Source organism: Streptomyces sp. CA2R106 (assembly GCF_037034245.1).
Lineage (GTDB): Bacteria > Actinomycetota > Actinomycetes > Streptomycetales > Streptomycetaceae > Actinacidiphila.
The window spans coordinates 1-3278 of the sequence record NZ_JBAGKC010000090.1; the positions used below are offsets into that span (position 1 = coordinate 1).

At 68.9% G+C, this 3278-nt stretch carries 2 protein-coding genes; one reads left to right on the forward strand and one right to left on the reverse strand.

The genetic code is table 11. The features are described 5' to 3' along the window. A partial coding sequence (locus tag WA788_RS35100) for an endo-1,4-beta-xylanase (RefSeq protein ID WP_335984448.1) occupies window positions 1-1022 on the reverse strand: 1022 nt, incomplete at its 3' end. Window positions 1023-2292: 1270 nt separating this feature from the next. Here WA788_RS35100 and WA788_RS35105 point away from each other — a divergent pair. Further along, window positions 2293-3278 (forward strand): arabinofuranosidase catalytic domain-containing protein (locus tag WA788_RS35105; RefSeq protein ID WP_335984451.1); only part of this gene is annotated, 986 nt, incomplete at its 3' end.

The following is a 3278-nucleotide window of genomic DNA, read 5'->3' on the forward strand; positions in this document are numbered from 1 at the left end:
CCATCACCGCCGGACGAGGACCCGCCGAGGGCGGTCACCGTGGCGTCGTAGGCCGGTTTCGGCTGGAAGTCGCGGTCGTACATGGTCGCGGCGCCCCAGCCGGGGAAGGTGCCGTCGATCCAGGAGTGGCCGTCGTCCACCCCCCACTGCGAGATGCCGACGCAACGTGAGACCGCGAGGCAGTCCTTGGTGACGTTGCCGTAGTCGGTGGCCTGCTGCTGGAGGTTCGCGGTGGAGGCCGGCAGCTGGATGCGGTCGTCGAGTTCGGTCACGGCGACGTCCAGGCCCAGGTTCGCGAAGCGCTGCATGTTCGCCTGGAAGTCGGAGGGAACCTGCCCGACGATGAAGTGGCTCTCGAATCCGATCCCGCCCAGGGGCACCCCCTGGGCGAGCAGGCTCTTGGCCAGGTTGTACATGGCGTTGCTCTTGGCGTTCTCCCCCTCGATGCCGTAGTCGTTGATGTAGAGCCGGGCGCTCGGATCGGCCGCGTGGGCGGTGCGCAGGGCCTCGGCGAAGTAGTTCTGGCCCATGGCCTGGTAGAACACGTCGTTGACGAAGGAGCCGTCGCCGTTGAACGGTTCGTTGACCACGTCCCAGGCGTAGATCTGCCCCTTGTAGTGGTTGACCTCGGTGGTGATGTGCGCGTCCATGGCACCTTGCACCTGGTTGGCCGGCAAGCTGCTGACCCAGGAGGGCAGTTGGGACTGCCAGACCAGGTTGTGGCCGCGGACGCGCATGCCGTGGGACTTCGCGTACGAGGCGATCTGGTCGCCGGGCCCGAAGTTGTACTGGCCGTTGGCCGGTTCCGTGGTGTCCCACTTCATCTCGTTGCCGGGGGTGAGCGCGTCGAACTGCGCGTTCGCGATGGCGGTCTCGTTGCCGTTGGAGAGGTCCGAGGCCGTCAGGGCAGTGCCGTAGTAGCGGCCCTGGGCGTCGGCGAGGGTGTGAAGTGACGTGGCTGCCTGGGCGGTTCCCGCGGTGCCCAGGGCGAGGAGTGGGGCACCTGCCGCGACGACGGCCATGCCGGTCACGAGGGAACGCAGCCGGGAGCACCGTAAACGGAGCAGGCGGAATTTCTGGGTCATGTGTCCTCCAGCAGTGGAATGGCAGCGACTACCTGCGAGGGACGCGCAACCGCCAGGAGGAGCGATCTCATGCGCGCGGCGTGGAGGAGCGGAGGGACACACCCGACGGGCAGGTCCCCGCCCCGCACGAACGATCCGATCCGGCAATCGGAAGGGGCCGACAAGGGCCGCGACGCATCAGACAAACAGAAGGAGCCGGTGGCGTCAATGACATGGAGCGCAATTGAGCCGGGGTGAGCCGGCCGGCCCGTCCCGAACACGCCATTGTGTGCGAAGGGTTGACAGTGGGTTCCGCGGAGGTGGATGCTCCCGCCGTCGGATTCGAGGCAGCCAGCTTCCGCGGACCGGCATCTGCGGTAGTTTTGTTAGCGCTCACACCCTTGGCCTCACCCCCCACGACCAGGAGACATGAGTGAACACCCGTAGAAGACGACCCCATTGCGGGGCGAGATTCCCAGCCCGCGCGCCGGCCCGGCCGAAGACCGGCCCTGGACTTTCCGGCCCTTCGGCTCTTCGGCTCTTTCGGAGCGGACGCCGGCGGATTCCTCCCCGCATCCGTCCGTGGGCACGGCCGCCCCGGCCATCCGTGGCCGTCGGCCGGTGGCCACGGAGGTCGGCGGCTGCCGCCGACCTGGAGCGTACGTAAGCGCGGGCGGGGCGAAGCGTGCCCCGAGGAGGGAGTTCGCCTCGCGCGCGGCTGCTTCCGGGTGTGTCGTCGCGGGATCTGCCAACGACGGGCGCCCGACGCCCGGATGCCGCCGACGCGGACGCGGCCCGCGGCATGGACCGGTCCCGGTCGTTTCGCTGGGGTGCCGACCCGCTCGGTTCGCCGCGTTCGGGCGCCCGCTGTTTCCTCGTCGGCGCAGGCTTCGGCGCAGGCTTTGGGAGTGGGCCGGTTTCGCGCGCGTGCTCTCCCCCGAAACGTCCGGACCGCCGGGTCATCACACATGCCGCGGGCCGGATCGTCTCCGCATTCCTGGAAGGAGTAGTTCAGCTTGCTGGGAGAAAGAAATATGTTAGCGATCACATTCGAAGAGGGGGTTCCATGGGAACCGCATCCGTGAAAGGTCTGCTCCGTCGCCTGCTCGACGCCGGCGGCGCGGTGCTCGCCGGTCCGCCGCAGCGCCCGTCGTCACGTAAGGCCGCCTTTCTGGCTCGGGTGGCGGCCGCGGCCGTACTCGTTGTCGGCGGATTGGTCGGGGCCGGGATGTCGTCGGGGACGGCGCAGGCCGCCACGCCCGGGCCGTGCGACATCTACGCCAGCGGTGGCACGCCCTGCGTGGCGGCGCACAGCACGACCCGGGCGCTGTACTCCTCGTACAGCGGCTCGCTCTACCAGGTCCGGCGGGCTTCGGACAACGCGACCCAGGACATCGGCGTGCTCAGCGCCGGCGGGTACGCCAACGCCGCGGCGCAGGACTCCTTCTGCGCCGGCACCAGCTGCGTGATCACCGTGATCTACGACCAGTCCGGACGGGGCAACAACCTCACCCAGGCGCCCGCGGGTGGCGCGGCCGGCGGACCGGACAACCTCGCCGACGCCACCGCCGCTCCCACCACCGTCGCCGGTCACAAGGCGTACGGCGTCTTCGTGGCCCCCGGCACCGGCTACCGCGACAACCACACCAGCGGCATCGCCACCGGGGACAACCCCGAGGGCATGTACGCCGTCCTCGACGGCACCCACTACAACGGCGGCTGCTGCTTCGACTACGGCAACGCCGAGACCGACAGCAACGACGACGGCAACGGCACCATGGAGGCCATCTACTTCGGCAACATCAAGGTCTGGGGCTACGGCTCGGGCAACGGCCCCTGGATCATGGCCGACCTGGAGAACGGCCTCTTCTCCGGCGTCAACCAGCACCTCAACTCCGGTGACCCCACCATCAACTACCGCTACACCACCGCGATCATCAAGGGCGGCCCGAACCACTGGGCCATCCGCGGCGGCAACGCGCAGTCCGGCAGCCTGTCCACCTTCTACGACGGCGTGCGCCCCAACGTCTCCGGCTACAACCCGATGAAGAAGCAGGGCGCCATCATCCTCGGCACCGGCGGCGACAACAGCAAGGGCGCCCAGGGCACCTTCTACGAAGGCGTCATGACCAGCGGCTACCCGTCCGACGCCACCGAGAACAGCGTCCAGGCCAACATCACCGCGCAGGGCTACGGCAACGGCGGAGGGAGCAC